This is a genomic window from Pseudomonas sp. NBRC 111140 (assembly GCF_001320885.1).
Classification (GTDB): Bacteria; Pseudomonadota; Gammaproteobacteria; order Pseudomonadales; family Pseudomonadaceae; genus Aquipseudomonas; species Aquipseudomonas putida_P.
Map to the genome: position 1 here is coordinate 1 of NZ_BCBQ01000096.1, position 20971 is coordinate 20971.

Annotated in this window: 16 protein-coding genes and 1 pseudogene; 9 read left to right on the forward strand and 8 right to left on the reverse strand. The window is 62.2% G+C overall.

Annotated elements, in window-relative coordinates; genetic code table 11:
• The 5 genes from ttgB to APH42_RS24070 all read left to right on the forward strand — a co-directional run.
• On the forward strand, positions 1–2372 hold a 2372-nt coding region (gene ttgB, locus APH42_RS24050; protein WP_060494378.1), incomplete at its 5' end, for a multidrug efflux RND transporter permease subunit TtgB.
• Positions 2369–3823, forward strand: coding sequence for an AdeC/AdeK/OprM family multidrug efflux complex outer membrane factor (locus APH42_RS24055; RefSeq protein ID WP_012273979.1), 1455 nt, complete (start codon positions 2369–2371; stop codon positions 3821–3823). The genes ttgB and APH42_RS24055, both read left to right, overlap by 4 nt.
• 252 nt (positions 3824–4075) lie before the next feature.
• Positions 4076–5332, forward strand: a complete 1257-nt coding sequence (locus APH42_RS24060) for an OprD family porin (protein ID WP_012273980.1) — start codon at positions 4076–4078, stop codon at positions 5330–5332.
• Between the two features lie 148 nt (positions 5333–5480).
• On the forward strand, positions 5481–6404 hold the full coding sequence (locus APH42_RS24065) for a LysR family transcriptional regulator (RefSeq protein WP_060494379.1): 924 nt from the start codon (positions 5481–5483) through the stop codon (positions 6402–6404).
• A 112-nt stretch (positions 6405–6516) separates the two neighbouring features.
• Positions 6517–7029, forward strand: coding sequence for a DUF962 domain-containing protein (locus tag APH42_RS24070; RefSeq protein ID WP_060494380.1), 513 nt, complete (start codon positions 6517–6519; stop codon positions 7027–7029).
• Between the two features lie 17 nt (positions 7030–7046).
• Here the strand turns inward: APH42_RS24070 and pcaC are convergent, their stop codons facing one another.
• The 7 genes from pcaC to pcaR form a co-directional block, all read right to left on the reverse strand.
• The gene (gene pcaC, locus APH42_RS24075; RefSeq protein WP_012273983.1) at positions 7047–7439 is read right to left on the reverse strand and encodes a 4-carboxymuconolactone decarboxylase; all 393 of its coding nucleotides are present in this window, start codon (positions 7437–7439) and stop codon (positions 7047–7049) included.
• Between the two features lie 10 nt (positions 7440–7449).
• On the reverse strand, positions 7450–8241 hold the full coding sequence (pcaD, locus tag APH42_RS24080) for a 3-oxoadipate enol-lactonase (protein WP_012273984.1): 792 nt from the start codon (positions 8239–8241) through the stop codon (positions 7450–7452).
• 11 nt (positions 8242–8252) lie between these two features.
• Positions 8253–9605 (reverse strand): 3-carboxy-cis,cis-muconate cycloisomerase, encoded by a 1353-nt coding sequence (locus APH42_RS24085; RefSeq protein WP_060494381.1) that lies wholly within the window; start codon positions 9603–9605, stop codon positions 8253–8255.
• Between the two features lie 9 nt (positions 9606–9614).
• Positions 9615–10904, reverse strand: a complete 1290-nt coding sequence (locus APH42_RS24090; protein WP_012273986.1) for an MFS family transporter — start codon at positions 10902–10904, stop codon at positions 9615–9617.
• Positions 10905–11093: 189 nt separating this feature from the next.
• Positions 11094–12299 (reverse strand): 3-oxoadipyl-CoA thiolase, encoded by a 1206-nt coding sequence (gene pcaF / locus APH42_RS24095; protein ID WP_171577222.1) that lies wholly within the window; start codon positions 12297–12299, stop codon positions 11094–11096.
• 269 nt (positions 12300–12568) lie between these two features.
• Positions 12569–13915 carry an MFS transporter gene (locus APH42_RS24100; protein WP_012273988.1) on the reverse strand — a complete coding sequence of 449 codons (1347 nt, stop codon included), beginning with the start codon at positions 13913–13915 and terminating at the stop codon, positions 12569–12571.
• A 321-nt stretch (positions 13916–14236) separates the two neighbouring features.
• The gene (pcaR, locus tag APH42_RS24105; RefSeq protein WP_012273989.1) at positions 14237–15112 is read right to left on the reverse strand and encodes a pca regulon transcriptional regulator PcaR; all 876 of its coding nucleotides are present in this window, start codon (positions 15110–15112) and stop codon (positions 14237–14239) included.
• Positions 15113–15581: 469 nt separating this feature from the next.
• Here pcaR and APH42_RS24110 point away from each other — a divergent pair, with 469 nt between their 5' ends.
• Complete coding sequence (locus APH42_RS24110) at positions 15582–15782, forward strand: hypothetical protein (RefSeq protein WP_012273990.1); 201 nt, start codon at positions 15582–15584, stop codon at positions 15780–15782.
• A 314-nt stretch (positions 15783–16096) separates the two neighbouring features.
• Positions 16097–17569 (forward strand): inorganic phosphate transporter, encoded by a 1473-nt coding sequence (locus tag APH42_RS24115; protein WP_041166780.1) that lies wholly within the window; start codon positions 16097–16099, stop codon positions 17567–17569.
• Positions 17570–17664: 95 nt separating this feature from the next.
• Here the strand turns inward: APH42_RS24115 and APH42_RS24120 are convergent, their stop codons facing one another.
• Positions 17665–19140: a helicase HerA-like domain-containing protein gene (locus tag APH42_RS24120; protein ID WP_060494382.1), complete on the reverse strand. Its 1476-nt coding sequence runs from the start codon at positions 19138–19140 to the stop codon at positions 17665–17667.
• Between the two features lie 312 nt (positions 19141–19452).
• Between APH42_RS24120 and APH42_RS30920 the strand changes: the two are divergent.
• A pseudogene (locus APH42_RS30920) lies at positions 19453–20277 on the forward strand (cache domain-containing protein); the annotation flags it as partial.
• Positions 20278–20418: 141 nt separating this feature from the next.
• Positions 20419–20971, forward strand: a 553-nt coding sequence (locus tag APH42_RS30925) for a methyl-accepting chemotaxis protein (protein WP_374701063.1), incomplete at its 3' end; no start/stop codon positions are given.

Consider the following 20971-nt stretch of genomic DNA (forward strand, 5'->3'; position numbering starts at 1 on the left):
GTCTGGGTGATGTCGCCCAGGTAGGCCTGGGGGGTGAAAACTACGCGGTCAGCGCTCAGTTCAACGGCAAGCCGGCTTCCGGCCTGGCAGTAAAACTGGCTACCGGCGCCAACGCCCTGGACACCGCCAAGGCACTGCGCGAGACCATCAAAGGCCTGGAACCGTTCTTCCCGCCTGGGGTGAAAGCGGTATTCCCGTATGACACCACTCCGGTGGTCACCGAATCGATCAGCGGCGTGATCCACACCCTGATCGAAGCCGTGGTCCTGGTGTTCCTGGTGATGTACCTGTTCCTGCAGAACTTCCGCGCCACCATCATCACCACCATGACCGTACCGGTGGTGTTACTGGGTACCTTCGGCATCCTTGCCGCCGCGGGCTTCAGCATCAACACCCTGACCATGTTCGCCATGGTCCTGGCCATCGGTTTGCTGGTGGACGACGCCATCGTCGTGGTGGAAAACGTCGAGCGGGTGATGTCCGAGGAAGGCTTGCCGCCCAAGGAAGCCACCAAGCGTTCGATGGAACAGATCCAGGGTGCCCTGGTGGGTATCGCCCTGGTGCTGTCGGCCGTACTGCTGCCGATGGCGTTCTTCGGCGGTTCCACGGGTGTGATCTACCGGCAGTTCTCCATCACCATCGTCTCGGCCATGGGCCTGTCGGTGCTGGTTGCGCTTATCTTCACCCCGGCGCTTTGCGCCACCATGCTCAAGCCGCTGAAGAAGGGCGAGCACCACACTGCCAAAGGCGGCTTCTTCGGTTGGTTCAACCGCAACTTCGACCGCAGCGTGAACGGCTACGAGCGCAGCGTGGGCACTATCCTGCGCAACAAGGTGCCGTTCCTGCTGGCCTATGCGCTGATCGTGGTCGGCATGATCTGGCTGTTCGCTCGCATCCCAACCGCGTTCCTGCCCGAGGAAGACCAGGGCGTGCTGTTCGCCCAGGTGCAAACCCCGGCAGGCTCCAGTGCCGAGCGCACCCAGGTGGTGGTCGACCAGATGCGTGAGTATCTGTTGAAGGATGAAGCCGACACCGTAGCGTCCGTGTTCACCGTCAACGGCTTCAACTTTGCCGGTCGCGGGCAGAGTTCGGGCATGGCATTCATCATGCTCAAACCCTGGGATGAACGTTCCAAGGAGAACAGCGTGTTCGCCCTGGCTCAGCGTGCCCAGCAGCACTTCTTCACCTTCCGTGATGCAATGGTGTTCGCCTTCGCCCCACCTGCGGTACTCGAACTGGGTAACGCCACCGGTTTCGACGTGTTCCTGCAGGACCGCGGTGGTGTCGGCCACGAGAAGTTGATGGAAGCGCGCAACCAGTTCCTGGCCAAGGCCGCGCAGAGCAAGATCCTCAGCGCTGTGCGCCCTAACGGCCTGAACGATGAACCGCAGTACCAGTTGACCATCGATGACGAGCGTGCCAGCGCCCTGGGCGTGACCATTGCCGACATCAACAACACCCTGTCGATTGCCCTGGGTGCCAGCTACGTCAACGACTTCATCGACCGTGGCCGAGTCAAGAAGGTGTACATCCAGGGCGAACCCAACGCCCGAATGAGCCCTGAAGACCTGCAGAAGTGGTACGTGCGCAACGGCAAAGGCGAGATGGTGCCGTTCTCCTCCTTCGCCAAAGGCGAATGGACCTACGGCTCGCCGAAACTGTCGCGTTACAACGGCGTCGAGGCGATGGAAATCCTCGGTGCGCCGGCGCCGGGCTACAGTACCGGTGAAGCCATGGCCGAGGTCGAGCGCATCGCTGGCGAACTGCCAAGCGGCGTAGGCTTCTCCTGGACCGGCATGTCCTACGAGGAAAAGCTCTCCGGTTCGCAGATGCCGGCGCTGTTCGCCCTCTCGGTACTGTTCGTGTTCCTGTGCCTGGCAGCCCTGTACGAAAGCTGGTCGATCCCGATCGCCGTGGTACTGGTAGTACCGCTGGGTATCATCGGTGCACTGATCGCCACCAGTCTGCGCGGCTTGTCCAACGACGTGTACTTCCTGGTCGGCCTGTTGACCACCATCGGCCTGGCGGCGAAAAACGCCATTCTGATCGTCGAGTTCGCCAAGGAACTGCACGAGCAAGGCCGCAGCCTGTACGACGCGGCGATCGAGGCGTGCCGCATGCGTCTGCGCCCGATCATCATGACCTCGCTGGCGTTCATCCTTGGCGTGGTACCGTTGACCATCGCCAGCGGCGCCGGCGCCGGCAGCCAGCACGCCATCGGTACGGGTGTGATCGGCGGCATGATCAGTGCGACCGTACTGGCTATCTTCTGGGTACCGCTGTTCTTCGTCGCAGTGTCGTCGCTGTTCGGCAGCAAAGAGCCGGAAAAAGACGTCACCCCTGAAACTCCACGTTATGAGGCTGGGCAATGACCAAGTCTTTGTTGTCCCTGGCGGTAACCGCTTTCATTCTTGGCGGCTGCTCGCTGATCCCTGACTACCAGACCCCGGAAGCGCCGGTGGCTGCGCAGTGGCCGCAAGGCCCTGCGTACTCGCCAACGCAATCGGCGGATGTTGCCGCCGCCGAACAGGGCTGGCGCCAGTTCTTCCACGATCCGGCGCTGCAACAGCTGATCCAGACCTCGCTGGTGAACAACCGCGACCTGCGCGTCGCGGCGCTGAACCTGGACGCCTACCGCGCGCAGTACCGCATTCAGCGTGCCGACCTGTTCCCGGCGGTTTCGGCCACCGGCAGCGGCAGCCGCCAGCGCGTCCCGGCGAACATGTCGCAAACCGGTGAATCTGGCATCACCAGCCAGTATTCGGCAACCCTGGGTGTCAGCGCCTACGAGCTGGACCTGTTCGGCCGCGTGCGCAGCCTGACCGAGCAAGCCTTGGAAACCTATCTGTCCAGCGAGCAGGCGCGTCGTTCCACGCAAATCGCCCTGGTGGCCAGCGTGGCCAATGCCTACTACACCTGGCAGGCCGACCAGGCCCTGTTCAAGCTGACCGAAGAAACGCTGAAGACCTACGAGGAAAGCTACAACCTCACCCGTCGCAGCAATGAAGTCGGCGTCGCTTCTGCACTCGACGTCAGCCAGGCACGCACCGCCGTGGAAGGCGCCCGGGTCAAGTACTCGCAGTATCAGCGCCTGGTCGCCCAGGACGTCAACAGCCTGACCGTGCTGCTGGGCACCGGCATTCCAGCCGACCTGGCCAAGCCGCTGGAGCTCAATGCCGACCAGTTGGCCGAAGTGCCGGCCGGCCTGCCGTCGGATATCCTCCAGCGCCGCCCGGACATCCAGGAAGCCGAGCACCTGCTCAAGGCCGCCAATGCCAACATTGGCGCGGCCCGCGCAGCGTTCTTCCCGAGCATCAGCCTGACCGCCAACGCGGGCAGCCTGAGCCCCGACATGGGCCACCTGTTCGCAGGCGGCCAGGGCACCTGGCTGTTCCAGCCGCAGATCAACCTGCCGATCTTCAACGCCGGCAGCCTGAAGGCCAGCCTGGATTATTCGAAGATCCAGAAGGACATCAACGTCGCCAAGTACGAAAAAACCATCCAGACCGCCTTCCAGGAAGTCTCCGATGGCCTGGCGGCGCGCAAGACCTTCGAAGAGCAGCTGCAGGCCCAGCGCGACCTGGTGCAGGCGAACCAGGATTACTACCGCCTGGCCGAACGCCGTTATCGCATCGGGATCGACAGCAACCTGACCTTCCTCGACGCCCAGCGCAACCTGTTCAGCGCCCAACAGGCACTGATCGGCGACCGTCTTTCGCAGCTGACCAGCGAGGTCAACCTGTACAAGGCGCTCGGCGGTGGCTGGTACGAGCAGACCGGGCAGGCCAACCAGCAGGCGTCGGTGGATGCACCGAAAGGCTGATTGAGTTCGCAGCAACGTCAAGCCCACCTTCACGGTGGGCTTTTTATTCGTCGGTACAGAAAGAATTAACCAACCGGAACATTCCGTTCGATTATCGCCCCGTTCCGTTTGCGGCGAATTGCCTCACCCCCGCCCAACCCCGCACCATCCCCCCACGCAACGTTGCCCAAGTTCATCACTAAAGACCCGCACCTGCCGGCTCGATCCAGCAGTGCACCGGCTCGCCCCATAAAAACAAGAGATCCACGACAGATGAGCACTTTGCAACCCGCACGCCAGCTGCTGCCCGGCCTGTTGGCCATGTCCTGCGCCCTCCCCGTGTTCGCCGCCAACGAAGGTGGATTCATGGAGGATGCCAAGGCCACCCTCAACCTGCGCAACTTCTACATCAACCGCAACTTCGTCGACCCGGCCCATCCGCAGGGCAAGGCCGAGGAATGGACGCAAAGCTTCATCCTCGACGCCCGTTCCGGGTTTACCCAGGGCACCGTCGGTTTCGGCGTGGACGTCCTGGGCCTGTATTCGGTCAAGCTCGACGGTGGCAAAGGCACCACCAACACTCACCTGCTGCCCGTGCATGACGACGGTCGCCCTGCCGATGACTTTGGCCGGTTGGGTGTAGCACTGAAAGCCAAGCTGTCCGAAACCGAACTGAAAGTCGGCGAATGGATGCCGGTACTACCGATCCTGCGCTCGGACGATGGCCGTTCGCTGCCGCAAACCTTCCGCGGTGGCCAGCTGACCTCCAAGGAAATCGCCGGCCTGACCCTGTACGCCGGCCAGTTCCGCGGCAACAGCCCGCGCAATGACGCCAGCATGGAAGACATGTCGCTGAACGGCAAAGCCGCGTTCACCTCCGACCGATTCAACTTCGGCGGCGGTGAGTACACCTTCAACGACAAGCGCACCATGATTGGCCTGTGGGACGCCCAGCTCAAGGACATCTACCGCCAGCAGTACCTCAACCTGACGCACAGCCAGCCGCTGGGCGACTGGACCCTGGGCGCCAACCTGGGCTACTTCATCGGCAAGGAAGACGGCGGCGAACGTGCCGGCAAGCTGGACAACCGCACCGCTTCCGCCCTGCTTTCGGCACGCTACCAAGGCCATACCTTCTATGTCGGGCTGCAGAAGGTGAGCGGCGACGATGCCTGGATGCGGGTCAATGGCACCAGTGGCGGCACCCTGGCCAACGACAGCTACAACTCGAGCTTCGACAATGCCAAGGAGCGCTCCTGGCAGGTTCGCCATGACTTCAACTTCGCCACCGTCGGCGTACCCGGCCTGACCCTGATGAACCGCTACATCAAGGGTGACAACGTGACCGTTGGCAACGTGGACGATGGCAAGGAATGGGCACGGGAAACCGAGCTGGCCTATGTGGTGCAGTCGGGCAGCTTCAAGGACCTGTCGGTGAAATGGCGCAACTCCACCATGCGCCGGGACTTCAGCACCAATGCGTTCGATGAGAACCGCCTGATCGTGAGTTACCCGCTGAATCTGCTTTGAATCTGCTGGCCTCTTCGCGAGGAACTCGCGAAGAGGCCGGAGATACAACAAAATAACCAAAAGAAATAAACAAATCCTTAAAGCTTCTTTGACGATATAAGCTGTAACCGCTTGAATAGAGCCCTGATCCCCGCCCCAGAGCCGTGACATGGACCTCCGCCAGCTGCGCTACTTCATTGCCCTCACCGAATACCGCAGTTTCGTTCGGGCCGCCGAGGCCATGGGCATCACCCAACCCGCCTTCAGCCGCGCCATCCAGGGCCTGGAACACACGTTCGGCTGCCCACTGGTCGACCGCGCCAGCAAAGCCCTGCCGCCCACCCCGGAAGGCCTTGTGGTGCTGCAACATGCCCGGCGCCTGGTACAGGGGGCTGCGCAGTTGAGCAACGAAGTGCTGCAAATGACCAAGCTCGACGCCGGCGAACTGCACTTCGGCAGTGGCCCGGCGCTGGCCGTGCGCCTGGTGCCCGATGCCTTGCACCACTTCATCGAACGCCACCCAGGCATCCGCACCTCGCTGCTGGTGGACAATACCGAACGTCTGGGTCAGGCCCTGCGCCGTGAACAGATCGAGTTTTTCGTCGACGATATCCGCCCGTTCGAAGCCGACCCCAACTTCCACACCGAAGCCTTGTCACCCCGCCCCGGCCTTTTCTTCTGCCGCCCTGGCCACCCGTTGCTGGCCAAGGACAGCCTGTCGACCAACGACCTGTTCAGCTACCCGCTGGCCAGCGCTTTGCTTGACCCCGGTGTACGCAAACGCCTGGCCAACCTCAGTGGGCGAAGCGACTTCACGCCGCACCTGCAAACCGAGCACCTGGCCATACTGCGCAGCGTGGTGCAGGCCAGCGATGCTATCGGCACTGCCAGTGAAGAGGCCGTGGCCGATGACCTGGCCAACGGAAGCCTGGTGCGCCTGCACTGGCGCAACCTGCCGCCGGCGCTGGAAGTGTTGAGCGTTCGCTGTGGCGTGGTCAGCCGCAGTGGCTACCGTCTGTCGCCAGCGGCGCGGGCGATGATCGAGACACTGGTGGGGCTGGATACGCCTGTACGGGCTGCTGCCATTCGCTGAGCTGATGATGGTGGTAGCCGCAGGCTATCCTGAGCTATATCGGTTGCCTGTACCGGCCTCTTCGCGGGTACAGGCAATACACCCCGATCAGGCAAACCAGGGAGGCATAACAATGAAAACCCTCGTCGACCACCTGAGCCAGTACGCCAGCTACCATCGCGACCCACGCAACATCATCACTCACTTCATCGGTATCCCTTTGATCGTGCTGGCGGTCACCATCCTGCTTTCACGCCCAGGCTGGGAATTTGCCGGCATGTGGCTTTCCCCTGCCCTGCTGGCAGCGGCGGCATCGGTATGGTTCTACCTGCGCCTGGACCTGCGCTTCGGCCTGGTGATGGGTGCATTGCTGGGGCTATGTCTGTGGGTCGGGCAGGTGCTGGCAGTGCAAACGACTGCACTGTGGCTCAGCGCCGGGCTAGGGGCATTCGTGGTGGGTTGGATCATCCAGTTCGTCGGCCACTACTATGAAGGCCGCAAACCGGCCTTCGTCGACGATGTCAGCGGCTTGATCATCGGGCCGCTGTTCGTGGTGGCAGAAGCCGCGTTCATGCTGGGCCTGTGCCCGGCCCTGAAACAGGCCGTAGAAAACAACGCAGGCCCTGTTGTGATGCGGTCTGTGTAGGAGCGACCGCGTAGCACTCAGCTACGCGACTCTACACCCAGCTCGTCCCACACCGACTCAGCCATGTGGAAGGTGGCATTGGCTGCCGGAATGCCGCAGTAAATCGCGCTCTGCATCAGCACTTCCTTGATCTCGTCGCGGGTCACGCCGTTGTTGGCCGCCGCCCGCAGGTGCAGCTTCAGCTCGTCGTTGCGGTTCATGCCGATCAGCATGGCGATGGTGATCAGGCTACGGGTATGGCGCGGCAGGCCTGGGCGGGTCCAGATATCACCCCAGGCGTGGCGGGTGATCATTTCCTGGAATTCGCCGTTGAAGTCGTTGAGCTTCTCCAGGCTGCGGTCCACATGGGCATCGCCAAGCACCGCACGGCGCACTTGCATGCCGGCGTCGTAACGTTGTTTTTCATCCATGGCGTTGTCCTCAGTGAGCCAGCAGGAAGTCGAGCACGCGGCGGCTGAACGCCTCACCAATTTCGACGTTGGACAGGTGCGCTGCCGGGAAGTCGACGTACTCGGCACCTTGGATACCGGCCTGCATGAAGCGGCCGTGTTCAGGGGTGGTGACCACGTCTTCGGTGCCGGCAACGATCAGTGCAGGCACCTGGATGCGGCCCAGTTGCTCACGGTAATCGGCGTCACGCACTGCTGCGCAGTTACCGGCATAGCCCTGCGGGCTGGTTTGCGCCAGCATCTGGCAAATGCGCTGGGCTTGCTCTGGCTGGGCCTGGGCAAAGCCTGGGGTGAACCAACGGGCGATGGAACCATCGCGCAGATCGACCATGGCCTGCTGGCCACCTTTGAGCACAGTGTCGATACGGGTGTTCCACACCTCGTCATTGGCGATCTTGGCGGCGGTGTTGCACAGGGTCAGGCTGTGCAGGCGCTCGCCGGCGTTGATGCCCAGCCACTGGCCGATTAGCCCCCCCATCGACAGGCCGACGAAGTGCGCTTTCTGGATGTCCAGGCCATCGAGCAGGGCCAGCACGTCACGGCCCAGCTGTTCGATGCTGTAAGGGCCTTCGGTGACCAGCGATGCGCCATGGCCACGGGTGTCGTAGCGCAGCACACGGAAGTGCTGGCTCCACAGCGGAATCTGGGTGTCCCACATGCCCAGGTCGGTACCCAGCGAGTTGGACAATACCAGCACCGGGGCGTTGTCCGGGCCATCGATCTGGTAGTTCAAAACGCCATCGGCCAGTTGCAAATGCGCCACAGCAGTCTCCTTCAGGCAGTGAAATGTTGATGTTCGGATACGGCGCGCGCCACCCAGACGCGGGCCTGGCCCAGGTAATGGGCAGGGTCGAGCAGGCGATCGAGTTCTTCGCCAGACAGCTCGGCGCTGACCTGCGGCTCGTCACCCAGCACAGCACGCAGGTGGCGCTGTTCAGCCACCGCGCGCTGGCAGCATTGTTCCAACAGGTGGTGAGCACGGTCACGGCCCAGGCGTTGGGCGAGGACGATGCTCACCGCTTCGGCCAGCACCAGGCCTTGGGTCAGATCGAGGTTGTGGCGCATGCGCACGGCATCCACCTCCATGCCCTCGGCAATCACCTGGGCCTGGCGCAGGGCGCCAGAGACCAGGCAGCAGATATCCGGCAGGGTTTCCCATTCGGCATGCCACAGGCCGAGGCTGCGCTCGTGCTCCTGGGGCATGGCGGCGAACAGCGTCGACAGCAGGCCCGGCACGCGAGTGGCAGCACCGATCAACACCGCGGCACCGACCGGGTTGCGCTTGTGCGGCATGGTCGAAGAACCGCCCTTGCCTGGTGCGGAAGGTTCGAACACCTCCCCCGCCTCGGTTTGCATCAGCAGGCTGATATCGCGGCCGAACTTGCCCAGGCTGCCGGCAACCAGGCCCAGTACCGAGGCAAATTCCACCAGGCGGTCGCGCTGGGTGTGCCAGGGTTGCTCGGGCAGGGTCAGCTTGAGTTGCTCGGCCAGCGCTTCAGCCACCGGCATCGCCTTGCTGCCCAGTGCCGCCAGGCTGCCCGAGGCACCGCCGAACTGCAGCACCAGCAGGCGCGGACGAAGTTCCCGCAGGCGCTGACGGTGGCGGGTCAAGGCGCCCAACACACCGGCCAGTTTCATGCCCAGGGTCACAGGGGTGGCGTGCTGCAGCCAGGTGCGGCCCACCAATGGCGTATCGGCATGCTTCAAGGCCTGCTGCGACAGGGTGTCGGCCAGTTTGCCAAGGTCGGCTTCGATCAAATCGAGGGCATCGCGCAACTGCAACACAAGACCGGTGTCCATCGCGTCCTGGCTGGTAGCCCCCAGGTGCACATAGCGCTCGGCTTCAGGCACGCCCGTGGCAATCACCTTGCCCAACGCCTTCACCAGCGGGATCGCTGAGTTACCAGCGGTGGCGATGGCATTGGCCAGCGCGCCAACGTCATAGCGCTCGGCCTGGCACGCCGCCTCGATGGCCGCCACAGCGCTGTGCGGGACCAGCCCGGCAGCGGCCTCGGCATGGGCCAGCGCGGCTTCGAAATCGAGCATGCCCTGCAGCCGGCCACGGTCGGAAAAAACCTCGCGCATGGCCGGCGCGGTGAAGTAGGCGTCGAACAGTTGGTTGCTCATGCAGCGTCCTTAATCATCATGGTGCAGGTACGCCGCCTGCTTCGGCAGGCGCAGGCTGAACAGGAAGGCAATCGCCATCATCGCCGTCACGTACCAGTAGAAGGTGTTTTCCATGCCCAGGGTTTTCAGGCCCAAGGCCACGTACTCGGCCGAACCGCCGAATGCCGCGTTGGCCACCGCATAGGCCAGGCCCACACCCAGCGCGCGTACTTGCGGCGGGAACATCTCGGCCTTCACCAGGCCGCTGATGGAGGTGTAGAAACTGACGATACACAAGGCCAGGCTGATCAGAACGAAGGCCATGAACGGGCTGGTCACGGTTTTCAGCGCCATCAGCAATGGCACGGTGAACAGGGTACCCAAAGCGCCGAACAGCAGCATCGAGTTGCGCCGACCGATGCGGTCCGACAACATGCCGAAGAACGGCTGCAGCACCATGAACAGGAACAGCGCACCGGTCATCACGTAGCTGGCGTTTTTCGCCGTCATGCCTGCAGTGTTGACCAGGTACTTCTGCATGTAGGTGGTGAAGGTGTAGAAGATCAACGAGCCGCCAGCGGTGTAACCCAGCACCGTGATGAACGCCGCTGCGTGGTTGCGGAACAGGCCACCAATCGAACCTGCATCCTTGTCATTACGGGTTTCGGCGCTGCTGGTCTCGTGCAGCGAGCGGCGCAGCATCAGCGAGATCAGCGCGGCGATGGCGCCCACCACGAATGGGATGCGCCAGCCCCAGGCCCGCAGTTCATCTTCAGTCAGCAGTTGTTGCAGGATCACCACCACCAGCACCGCCAGCAACTGGCCGCCAATCAGGGTGACGTACTGGAACGAAGCAAAGAAACCGCGCTGGCCGCGCAGGGCCACTTCACTCATGTAGGTGGCGGTGGTGCCGTATTCGCCACCCACCGACAGGCCCTGGATCAGGCGGGCCAGCAACAGCAGCGCCGGGGCCCAGGTGCCGATGCTGGCATAGGTAGGCAGGCAAGCGATCATCAAGGAGCCGAAACACATCATCAGCACCGAGATCATCAAGGAATTCTTGCGACCGTGGCGGTCAGCGAGACGGCCGAAGATCCAGCCACCGATGGGGCGCATCAAAAAGCCTGCAGCGAACACGCCTGCCGTGTTCAACAGCTGCACGGTAGGGTCATCGGAGGGGAAGAAGGCCGGGGCGAAGTAGATCGCGCAAAAGGCGTAGACGTAGAAGTCGAACCATTCCACCAGGTTGCCTGATGAGGCACCGACAATGGCGAAGATGCGCTTGCTGCGTTCTTCGCCGGTGTAATAGGTTGAGGTCATGACGGTTTTACTCCTGGAGGGTCCTAGGTAAGTCTAGACATACCTGGTAACACACTCGTTCCGCTATCAGGCTGGCAATTGGCCTTGTGTCTAACAGGTCCGGCCTCTTCGCGGGCAAGCCCGCTCCCACAGTAGGAGGCGTGGTTCCACCTGTGGGAGCGGGCTTGCCCGCGAAGAGGCCGGTACAGGTCAAACCCGCTCGATGGCCAGTGCCAGGCCCTGACCGACACCCACACACATGGTTGCCAGGCCCTTGCGCCCACCACTCCTCTCCAACTGATGCAGTGCAGTCAGCACCAGGCGCGCACCGCTCATGCCCAGCGGGTGACCCAGGGCGATCGCGCCGCCGTTAGGGTTCACCTGCGGCGCGTCGTCGGCCACACCCAGCTCACGCAACACCGCCAGGCCTTGGCTGGCAAACGCTTCGTTAAGCTCGATCACATCGAAATCACTGACCGCCACACCCAGGCGCTCGGTCAACTTGCGCACCGCCGGCACCGGGCCAATGCCCATGACACGTGGCGCAACGCCGCCACTGGCCATGCCCAACACGCGGGCACGTGGGGTCAGGCCGTGTTTCTTCACCGCTGCGGCCGACGCCAGGATCAGCGCCGCCGCACCGTCGTTCACACCCGAGGCGTTGCCAGCGGTGACCGTCTTGTCAGGGCCATTGACCGGCTTGAGCTTGGTCAGCGCTTCCAGCGTGGTTTCCGGGCGCAGGTGCTCGTCACGCTCAACGATGGTTTCACCCTTCTTGTGCGCAATGCGCACCGGCACGATCTCTTCGGCGAAGTAGCCCGCCGCTTGGGCGGCTGCAGCTTTCTGCTGGCTGCGCAGGGCGAAAGCGTCCTGGTCAGCACGCGAAACCTGATAGTCGTCGGCCACGTTGTCGGCGGTCTCCGGCATGGAATCCACGCCGTACTGGTGCTTCATCAGTGGGTTGATGAAGCGCCAGCCGATGGTGGTGTCTTCCAGCTTCATGTTGCGCGAATAACCGCTTTCGGCTTTGCCCATGACGAACGGGGCGCGCGACATCGACTCGACACCACCGGCAATCACCAGCTCCATTTCGCCACTGGCAATGGCGCGGAAGGCGGTGCCGATGGCATCCATGCCCGATGCGCACAGGCGGTTCAGGGTGACGCCGGGGATGCTGTCCGGCAGGCCGGCCAGCAGCAGCGCCATGCGTGCCACGTTGCGGTTGTCTTCACCTGCCTGGTTGGCGCAGCCGAAGAACACCTCGTCCACCTGGTCCCACTGCACGCCGGGGTTGCGCTCGATCAGCGCCTTCAGCGGCACGGCGGCCAGGTCATCGGCCCGCACGCTGGCCAGGGCGCCGCCGAAGCGGCCGATCGGGGTGCGGATGGCGTCACAGATGAATACGTCGTGCATCAGGCTTTCTCCTGCCACTTGGCCATGGGCTGCGGCGGTACGGGCTTCGAGGTCACACAGGGTGGACAGCTCGACTTGGGTGGGTTCGGAAATGGTCTGCACGTGGCATTTGGAGGCTCCTGGTCAGGGTGCTTCGGTGGCCCCAGATTAAGGAGACTGGCAGGTAGCTTTCAATTCGATAATCGACTATATGTGCGATTATCGAACCATTTGTTGCTTGCCTAAGCATCGAGCCGTTGCTGCGAATGGGCCGCATAGCGGCCCACCGCTGATCACGTCGCGTCCGCGTGACTCACCAGGCCCTTCACGATCACACCCACGGCCGCCAGCGCCGCCGGCACCAACAGTGCGGTCAGCACTTGCTCGAAGTTCCAGCCCAGGCCCAGCAGCGTCGCGCCGCTCCAGGCCCCCAGAATCGCGCCAAAGCGGCCGATACCCAGCATCCACGATACACCGGTGGCCCGGCCCTGGGTGGGGTAGAAGCGTGCCGCCAAAGATGGCATCGCCGACTGTGCACCGTTCACGCACATGCCGGCGATCAGCACCAGCGTGGCCAGCAAGGTGATGTTGCCCAGGCTCTGCCCCACGGCGTAGGCGAACACCCCGGCCAGCAGGTAGAAAATGCCGATCACCTTGTGTGGGTTGAAACGGTCCATGGCCCAACCCACGCCAACTGCACTGAGCACGCCACCGAACTGGAACAGCGCGCCGATGAACGCGGCCTGTTCCATGCTCGCGCCGCTGTCACGCATCAGGGTGGGTAGCCAACTGGTCAGCAGGTAGACGATCACCAGGCCCATGAAATAGGTCAGCCACAGCAGCACGGTGCCCAGCCCATAGGTGCCAGAGAAGATCACCGCAAACACGTTGCGTGCAGCCACCGCCTTTTGTTCCGGCACGCTGAAGCTGCCGGCCTCGGCCACTACGTGCGGCGCAATCGGCGACAAAGTCTTGCGCACCTTGTCGGTGCCTCGGTTGCGTACTACCAGGAACCGCGCCGACTCCGGCAGCCAGAGCATCAACACCAGTGCCAGCAGCAACGGCAACACGCCACCGATCACCAGCAGGCTGTGCCAGCCGTAGGCCGGGATCAGCTTGGCGGAGATGAAGCCACCACCCGCCATGCCCAGGTTGAAACCGCAGAACATGCTGGTCACCAGCAACGACTTGAGGCGTTCAGGGGTGTATTCGGACAGCAACGTGGTGGCATTGGGCATACCTGCCCCCAGGCCCAGCCCTGTCAGGAAGCGCAACACCAGCAGTTGGTCGACGTTGGTGGCATAGGCCGAGGCCAGGCTGAAGCCACCGAACACCAGCACAGCACCCACCAGCACGCCTTTGCGGCCGAAACGGTCAGCCAGCGGCCCGGAGCCCAAGGCGCCGAACACCATCCCGATCAATGCGGCACTCATCACCGGGCCGAGGCTGGCGCGATCGATCCCCCACTCCTGCGACAGGGCCGGGGCAATGAAACCCATGGCGGCGGTGTCCAGGCCATCGAGAAAAACGATCAGGAAGCACAACAGCACGACCCGCCACTGATAGCGGGACAGCGGCTGCTGATTGATGAACGACTGAACGTCGAGGCTTTTGCCGACGTTGGTTTGTGCTTGGTTCATTGTTGTTATCCAGAATGTGGGGCACAGCAAGGCCACTGCACGCGAATAACCGGTGCAAGAGGGCGATGATTGGAAATAGGGTCTGCGTCAGCCTGGATACAACGGTACTGCGTGCGGGTGCGGCCGCAGCAGCGAGGTGACAGTATTCATGGGTAAGTGCCTCTTATGTTTTTCTTGTTCGGTCGGCAAGCCGACCGCTGCGAGAAACATTAATCAGCGGGCGTAGGTGAAGCAATTCACCCTGAACGACACTGTGCGTTTATCGCACAAGAAACGGTTTTGCCTGTTCTATTTTGGGGCCGCTTTGCGGCCCCTGCGGCCTCACCCGAACAACTGATGGCAAAGGTCGCGGCTGGCCGCCAGCAGAATCGGCAAGAACCGCTGCTCCAGCTCGCTGCGCGTCACCCGGCCAACATGGGTACTCACGTTCAATGCCGCCAACACTTGCCCCGAAGCGTCGTAAACCGGCACTGCAATCGAGCGCAACCCCTGCTCCAGCTCCTGGTCCACCACGCACCACCCTTGGGCGCGTACCTGCTGGATGCAGGCAAACAATGACTCTGGGTCATTCAGCGTCCGACTGGTGCGCGCCTTCAGGTCGGCACGGTCCAGGTACTCACGCAGGCTGGTGTCGTCCATGGCCGCCAGCAGAATGCGCCCCATCGACGTGCAATACGCCGGCAAGCGACCGCCCACCGACAGGTCGACCGAAATCAGCCGCTCCACCGTGGCCGAACGCGCTATATAAAGGATGTCGTCACCTTCGAGGGTGGCCATGTTGGCCGCCTCATGCAACTGATCGCTGATGCGGTCCAGGTAGGGTTGGGCAGAAATCGCCAGCGGCGTCGACGACAGGTACGCATGCCCCAGGGTCAGCACTTTGGGCAGCAGCGAATAGGTACGCCCGTCTGTGGTGGCATAACCGAGCTTGATCAACGTGTGCAGGCAACGGCGCACCGCTGCGCGGGGGATTTCGGTGCGGTGGCTGATCTGGGCGATGGTCAGGTGGCGTTTGCGCTCCTGGAACGCCTGGATCACGGCCAGGCCACGCGCCAGGGAGGTCATGAAGTCCGGATCGCCGGTAAAGGCCTGGATGCGCTTGGCCGGGGAGGCCACGATCGGCGGCGCCATGGCAGCCGAAGCAGGTCGTGCTGCCTCCGGATTGCCGGAATCGTTGCCCAGGGTTTCGTCACTCATCGCACACCTCAAAAAAAACGCCGGTTCGTGCGATTATCGAACAAACGGCCGATAATCGCAATTGACCGCCGACACTTTTGCTTATACCTTTCTCATGCCACTTGTGGCTTCTTTGGAGAGACTGGTCAGGTACCCACCGTAGAAGTCCCCAGGCAACGGCCTCGCCTTCCGGCGAGGCCGTTTTTCATTACAGCCGCGCTCCGGCAATGCAGCGAACTTTTATCGGTGATGCCTTTCAAACTTGTACGAAAGGTCCAAACTGATTCCGAACACATCCCAGTACTTGCATCAGCTGATGTCAGGTTTGGTAAATAACGATGTTCGGCAAATTATCGATTGCTATAATCGATTACGCAGGCCCCCACGCTACCGTGGTAATGGAACCTTCCGCTGTATCAAGCCGTTGCGGCCAGCAAGGCATGTGCACCATGCATAACAACAGTCATTACTCTTCATTCAGGTACTGCATGTGACGAAAGATGAACTGCGCGCAGAACTCGAGCGCCAGGCTGAACGTTACAAGGATGTTTACGGTGGCGAAGTCACCACTTACGCTGCACAACCGGATCCAGAACGCAAACCTTGGCGCAAACGTGCCAGCGTGCGTGACCAGTCCTTCAGCCAGGAACTGGAACGCATGGAAAAGGAACTGCGCAGCGACAATCCCTGAGGCTCGGAGCCACGCCCGCGCGTCGTCGCCCGGCCAGCCCGGGCGCGGTCGATTTTTACTGTCCGGCTGATGATGAAATGGAATTACACAAATTTCATACGGCCGTTTGAATAATGGCGAAGCGGATTTTTCTTCGCTTTTATGTCTTTTTTCGCCAGCGTTTGTGCTTTTTAGCCGATTTTCACCTACCCATAGTCCCCGTCAAGCACGGCTCGCGTGCGCCATGAAGATTGCCATCGGTCTGCAGCAGGTGCATCGATTGCCAAGGTTTTCTGGCATAATCCCGCCCCCCTATGACCCGCCAGACAACCTTCATGATCGATTTATTCAGCGGACTGGATGCCTGGGTGTTGGTGAGCCTGCTGCTCGCCTTGACCTTCGTACTCGCCTTCGAGTTCATCAATGGCTTTCATGACACCGCCAACGCGGTAGCTACTGTCATCTATACCAAAGCCATGCCGCCGCACCTCGCCGTGTTCTTCTCCGGCGTGTTCAACTTCCTTGGCGTTCTGCTCGGTGGTGTTGGGGTGGCCTATGCCATCGTGCACCTGCTGCCGGTAGAGCTGCTGATCAATGTGAACACCGGACACGGCCTGGCCATGGTCTTCTCGCTGCTGGCTGCGGCCATCACCTGGAACCTGGGCACTTGGTACTTCGGCATCCCGGCCTCCAGCTCGCACACGCTGATCGGCTCCATTCTCGGCGTCGGCCTGGCCAACGCCCTGATCAACGACATCCCGCTGGGGGACGGCGTCAACTGGCAAAAGGCGATCGACATCGCCATGTCGCTGGTGGTCTCGCCCATGGCCGGCTTCGCCGTTGCCGCCCTGGTGCTGATCGGCCTGAAATGGTGGCGCCCGCTGTCGAAGATGCACAAAACCCCCGAGCAGCGCCGCAAGCTCGACGACAAGAAGCACCCGCCGTTCTGGAACCGCCTGGTCCTGGTGGTTTCCGCCATGGGTGTAAGCTTCGTGCACGGCTCCAACGACGGCCAGAAAGGCATCGGCCTGATCATGCTGGTACTGATCGGTATCGTCCCGGCCAAGTTCGTCCTCGACCTGAACAGCACCACGTACCAGATCGAGCGTACCCGCGACGCTACCCTGCACATGAGCCAGTTCTACCAGCGCAATGCCGCGACCCTGGGCGAATTCCTGGCACTGGGCAAGGCCAAGGCCAGCGACCTGCCGGAGCAGTTCAGCTGCAACCCACAGCAGACCGAACCGACCATCGCCGCACTGCAGTCCTCGTTGCAAGGCGTGACCGACTACCACAGCCTGGACGCCGAGAAGCGCGTCGAAGTGCGTCGCTACCTGCTGTGCCTGGATGACACGGCGAAGAAGGTTGGCAAACTGCCAGGCCTGGAAGCCCGTGAAAAGGCCGACCTTGAGAAACTGCGCAAAGACCTCACCGCCACCACCGAATACGCCCCATTCTGGGTAATCGTGGCCGTCGCCCTGGCCCTGGGCCTTGGCACCATGGTTGGCTGGAAGCGTGTGGTGTTGACCGTTGGCGAGAAGATCGGCAAACAGGGCATGACATACGCCCAAGGTATGTCGGCACAGATCACCGCAGCCTGCGCCATCGGCATGGCCAACGTGTTCGCCCTGCCGGTATCGACCACCCATGTGCTGTCGTCCGGTGTGGCCGGCACCATGGTCGCCAACAAAAGTGGCCTGCAAGGCGGCACCGTGAAGACCATCCTGCTGGCCTGGATCCTGACCCTGCCTGCCTCGATGGGCTTGGCGGCCGGCCTGTTCTGGCTGGCGTCCAAAGCCATTGGCTGACGGACACCGCAATAGAAAAAGGCGCCCGAGGGCGCCTTTTTAATGGCTATTTTCCTGCACTTAGTAGGAGCAGGTCGCCTGCCAGGTGCAGGTCATCACTTTTTCTTGCCGCCGAGCAACGACCCCATCAACCCGCGTACCAACTGCCGCCCCAACTGGTTGGCCGCCTGGCGTACCGCCGACTTGATCGCCTGCCCCGCCGCACTCTGCAAGAACTCACCGGCCTTGTCGGAAAAGCTCTCCTCATCCGCCTTCGGTTGCGGCGCCGGTTCCACCGCCTCGCCCTTGCGCTGGGTCAGCATCTCATAGGCCGACTCACGGTCCACAGGCTTGTCATAGCGCCCCGCCAACGGCGAGGCCGCAACCAACGCACTGCGCTCAACTGCACTCAGCGGCCCTATACGTGACTGCGGCGGTGCAACCAGTACCCGCTGCACCATGGCCGGCGTGCCCTTTTCTTCCAGCGTGCCCACCAGCGCCTCGCCAATCCCCAACTCAGTCAACACCGCCAGGGTGTCGAACGCAGGATTGGGGCGGAAGCCATCGGCCACAGCCCGCAGCGCCTTCTGCTCCTTGGCAGTAAACGCCCGCAGACCATGTTGTATGCGCAAACCTAGCTGTGCCAGCACCGCGTCGGGCAAGTCTCCTGGCGACTGGGTGACGAAATACACCCCCACGCCCTTGGAGCGGATGAGCCGCACCACTTGCTCAAGACGGTCCTGCAATGCCTTGGGCGTGCCGTTGAACAGCAAGTGCGCCTCATCGAAGAACAGTGCCAGCACCGGCTTGTCGGCATCGCCGCGCTCGGGCAACTGCTCGAACAACTCGGCCAGCAGCCACAACAGGAACGTCGCATACACTTTGGGTGCTTCGTGCACCAGCCGGCTGGCATCGAGCAAGTGGATGCGGCCACGGCCATCCGGGTCCGGGCGCAGCAAGTCCTCCAACTGCAATGCCGGCTCACCAAACAGCGCCTCCGCTCCCTGCTGCTCAAGGGTTGCGAGCCGGCGCAGCAAGGCCTGAGTGGAGGCCGTGGTCATCAGCGCACTGTCTTCGCCGAGCAGTTGCGGGTTGTCTTTCAGGTGCGCAAGCAGAGCCTTGAGGTCCTTGAGGTCCAGCAGCAGCAGGCCTTCGCGGTCAGCCACCTTGAAGGCTGCATACAGCGCCGCCTGCTGGCTGTCGGTCAGTTCCAGCAAGTTGCCCAGCAGCAGCGGCCCCATTTCACTGAGGGTGGTGCGCAGCGGGTGGCCGGACTGCCCGGCAATGTCCCACAAGCTCACCGGGTAAGCCCGAGGCGTATGCCCCAGCCACGGCATGCCGGCGATGCGCTCGGCCACCTTGCCCTGGGGTGCACCGGCTGCGCCCAGGCCGCAGAGGTCACCTTTGACATCAGCGGCGAACACCGCCACCCCGGCGTCGCTGAACACTTCCGCCAGGTGCTGCAGGGTCACGGTCTTGCCTGTACCGGTTGCGCCCGCCACCAGACCGTGGCGGTTGGCCAGGCGCATTGCTTGCCCGACAGGCTGGCCATCCGGGCCAGCACCTACAACGATGGTCGAAAATTCCGACATCTCTTTAATCCTCTGCTCAAGCTTTAGCTTAATTCGGCCGATACCTGTGGGTGATATTCGCCTTAATAGAGAGGAACAACCGAAAAGGGACTTTTCTGGATGTTGCACTGCCTACCGCTCCACTCGTGCGAACGCCTGATATAAAACCTTAGCGGAACCGATTACGCCATGAACAAAAGCCTTCGTTTCAGCCACAAGATTCTTTTGGCAGCATCACTGATCGTGATACTTGCCTTCAGCCTTTTCACCCTCTACAACGATTACCTCCAGCGTAATGCGATCCGCGAGGACCTGGAAAACTATCTGGCTGAAATGGGCACCTCCACTTCGACCAACATCCGCAACCTGTTCGAAGGCCGCATCAAACTGGTGGAGAACCTGGCACAGAACATTGCCCAGGACCCGACCAACGCCGAAACCCTGATGGGCCAGAATGCGCTGATATCCAGCTTCCTTACCGTGTACCTGGGCAAGGTCGACGGCGGTTTCAGCGTGCGCCCCGACGCGAAGATGCCCGACGGCTATGACCCACGTACCCGTCCCTGGTACAAGGACGGCATGAGCGCCAGCGGCGCAACCCTGACCGAACCGTACATCGACATGACCACCAACAAGATGGTCATCGGTATCCTCAGCAAGGTCTCCAGCAGCGTTGGCGTGGTTGGTGGCGACCTGGCCCTGGACGGCCTGGTGCAGATCATCAACTCGCTGAACTTCGGCGGCATGGGCTATGCCTTCCTGGTCAACGACCAGGGCAAGATCCTGGTGCACCCGGACAAAGACCTGGTGATGAAGTCACTGTCAGACCTGTTCCCGCAGCACACGCCAAAACTGACAGGCGAGCTGACCGAAGTGCAGAGCGATGGCCAGGCCCGCCTGCTGACCTTCACCCCGATCACCGGCTTGCCGTCGGCCAACTGGTACATCGGTTTGTCGGTGGACAAGGACAAGGCCTTCTCGATGCTCAGCACCTTCCGCACCTCGGCGGTGATCGCCACGGTAGTGGCGGTGGTGATCATCATCGGCCTGCTCGGTTTGCTGATTCGCGTGTTGATGCAGCCGCTGCACACCATGACGCGCGCCATGGAAGACATTGCCGAAGGTGAAGGCGACCTGACCAAGCGCCTGCGCATCCACAACCACGACGAATTCGGCATCCTCGGCAACGCCTTCAACCGGTTCGTCGAGCGTATTCACAGCAGCATCCGCGAAGTGTCTTCTGCCACCGAGCAGGTCAACGAAGTGGCCCTGCGGGTCATCAGTGCTTCGAATTCATCGATGACCAACTCCGACGAGCAGTCCAACCGCACCAACAGTGTCGCCGCCGCCATCAACGAGTTGGGCGCCGCCGCTCAGGAAATTGCCGGCAATGCTGCTCAAGCCTCGCAGCACGCCAGTTCCGCGCGCCTGCTGGCCGAAGAGGGCCAGCAAGTGGTCGAGCGCAACATTGCTGCGATGAACCGCCTGTCCGACCTGATCGTCACGTCCAGCGAGCACATCGAAACGCTGAACAGCAAGACCGTGAATATCGGCCAGATCCTCGAAGTGATCACCAGCATCTCCCAGCAGACCAACCTGCTGGCACTGAACGCCGCCATCGAAGCAGCCCGCGCCGGTGAAGCCGGGCGTGGTTTTGCCGTGGTTGCCGACGAAGTGCGCAACCTGGCGCACCGCACCCAGGAATCGGCGCAGCAGGTGCAGACCATGATCGAAGAGCTGCAGGTCGGTGCCCGCGAGTCGGTCGACACCATGGACCAGAGCCAGCGCCACAGCCAGGACAGCATGCAGATCGCCAACCAGGCCGGTGAGCGACTGGACAGCGTGACCGTGC